The 2408-nt window shown below is 62.9% G+C and carries 1 protein-coding gene; it reads left to right on the top strand.

Features of this window, described 5'->3' with window-relative positions; genetic code table 11:
- Positions 1-2408: hemagglutinin repeat-containing protein (locus tag AC4PR2_RS28375; RefSeq protein ID WP_492175985.1), on the top strand; the 2408-nt coding region annotated here is incomplete at both ends.

The raw sequence follows: 2408 nt of genomic DNA, 5'->3' as shown, positions 1-2408 counted from the left end.
ACCATGGCGCCGACCACCCAACAGCTGAGCTTCCAGGATGACGCGGCGGCCCAGAACAATCGCTACGGCACCCTGCTGGCTATTGATGCGGCGGGCAAACGCGCGCAGGTGCGGGTCAAGGACAATAAGGGCACACTTACCGACCTATGGGTTAACTACCTGGCGCTCAAGCCGAATGCCGACGGCAGCTATGCCATGACGTTTTACGAAACGCGGGGGGGAAATCAGCTGGCAACCATCCCGACGCCGTACCAAAACGGCTTCCATTGGGAACACGACTGGACGCAGGTGATGACCTGGGATCCCGAAAAGCATGTCGACATCGACAGCGCGCCGTTCGTCACCGATTACAACAACTTCCGCGAGCGAACCGAAAGCGGCACGCTGACGCGCGACAGGCTGGTCTCTGAAGGTATCGGCGCGCGTATTCTGGCGGGTGGCAACATGGTGCTGCGCATCACGGGAGCATTGCTCAATGACGCCAGCGTCATTACCGCCAACGGCAACCTGACGCAGGACGGCGGCGGCAGCGTAGACAACCGCGGTTACTCGGTTAACGAACGGCGCCAGGCGGTGATCGTTGACCACTATGACAAGGACACGCATCACTGGTACCCGACGTTCAACCGGGACGAGACGACAGCGCTGGCGACCGTTGACGGGATTATCTCCGGCAACGGCACGGTCACCATCAACGGCGCCCGCATCACCAACACCACGGTCAATCAGGCGCAAATCAGTCAACTTGATGCGGCGTTAAAGGCGGTGGATGCCGAACGCGCCGAGCTTGAGCGCAATCCGCTGGCCTTCACGGTAGAGGGGGCTGCCCGACCTGACGGCGATACGGCGCTTGCGCCGGGCGAGCAAATGACAAGACCGGGCGCCGCGCCGTCCTCGCCGCTGGGGCGCCCACTGCTGCCGTCTGAGCTGGCGCTGACGCAGTTACAGCATCTGGGCAATGTGGCCACCACCATCCCCAATAACGGCTTGTTTAGTCAACATACGGCGACCGGCAGCCCGTTCCTGGTGGTGACCGATGAACGCTTTACCCGCCGCGACAACTTTATCAGCAGCGACTATATGCTGGAGCGCGTCGGGTATGACCCCGCGCAGGCCCATAAGCGCCTGGGCGACGGCTTTTACGAGCAGCGTCTGGTGCGCGAGCAGGTGCTGAAACTCACCGGCAAACCGTCCGTCAAGGGCTGGGATGCGATGGCGCAGTATCAGCAGTTGATGAACAACGGCACGAAAGTCGCCCAGGACTTCCATCTGGTGCCGGGCGTGGCCCTGACGCCGGCGCAGATTGCGGCGTTGCAACAGGATATCGTCTGGCTGGTGAGCGAGACGGTGCAAACGGAAGGCGGCCCGCAAACGGTATGGGTGCCGAAGGTGTACCTGGCACAGACCACGCTGCGTCTGACCGGCGATGGCGCGGTGATTGGCGGTGGCGACCTGCAACTCTCGGCCAACAGTATCACCAATGCCGGCAACCTGTTTGCCGACAAGGCCCTGACGGTCGACGCCGGGCAGTTCCTGCATCAGGGCGGCGACATCAAAGCCGGCAGCATTGACGTGCAGGCAGACAGTCTGGCCCTGAGCACCAACCTGCAGGATGCGCTGCGCCAGGCGACAATGAGCGCCGGCGATATTCGCCTGCGCGGCACCGATATCACGCTCACGGGGGCGAAGCTCGATGCGACCGATACCCTCAGCCTGAGCGCGCGAAATGACCTGACCATCACCGCCGCGAAAAGCAGTCATACTGCCGACCTCGAGTTCATCTCGGGCGCCATGGGCAACCGCACCCGCGGCGGCACGGAAGCGGCCGGCTCCCGGATGGCGCACGTCAGCGGCGAATGGCAGCAGGCACAGGGGAGTGAGCTTAACGCCGGCGGCAATCTCACGCTCACGGCCGGGCATGACGTTCTGCTTACGGGGAGCCAGGTAAAAGCCGGCGGTCAGCTTGGCGTGCAGGCCGCAGGCAACATCAACCTCCTGGCAGACAAGACCACCAATACCACGCACCTGGAGGCCAACAGCCGTACGTCATCAGTCAGCAACGACCGCCAGGAAGAGCGCCTGACATTAAGCACGCTCGGCGGTGACCAGGGCGTCACCCTGGTGGCGGGCAACCACCTGCTGGCGGAAGGCGCGCAGGTTGACAGCAAAGCGGGTCGCATTGGACTCAGTGCGCAGGACGTGACCATTAAAGACGCGCGCACCCGCACGCAAGACCAGGACAGCGAAAACAAACGCGAGGGCAAAACCAAAAGCCATCGGGAAGAGCAAACCGAACGTGAAATCAGCACCGGTAGCACCTTCAGCGGTCAGCAGGGCGTCACGGTTATCGGGCGTGAGGGGGATGTCACGGTCACCGGCAGCACCCTGCACAGTGACCAGGGTGCCAT

It is taken from the genome of Serratia sp. A07 (assembly GCF_058725505.1).
The sequence above is the reverse complement of the archived record's forward strand: the minus strand, read 5'-3'. Positions and strand labels throughout refer to the sequence as shown.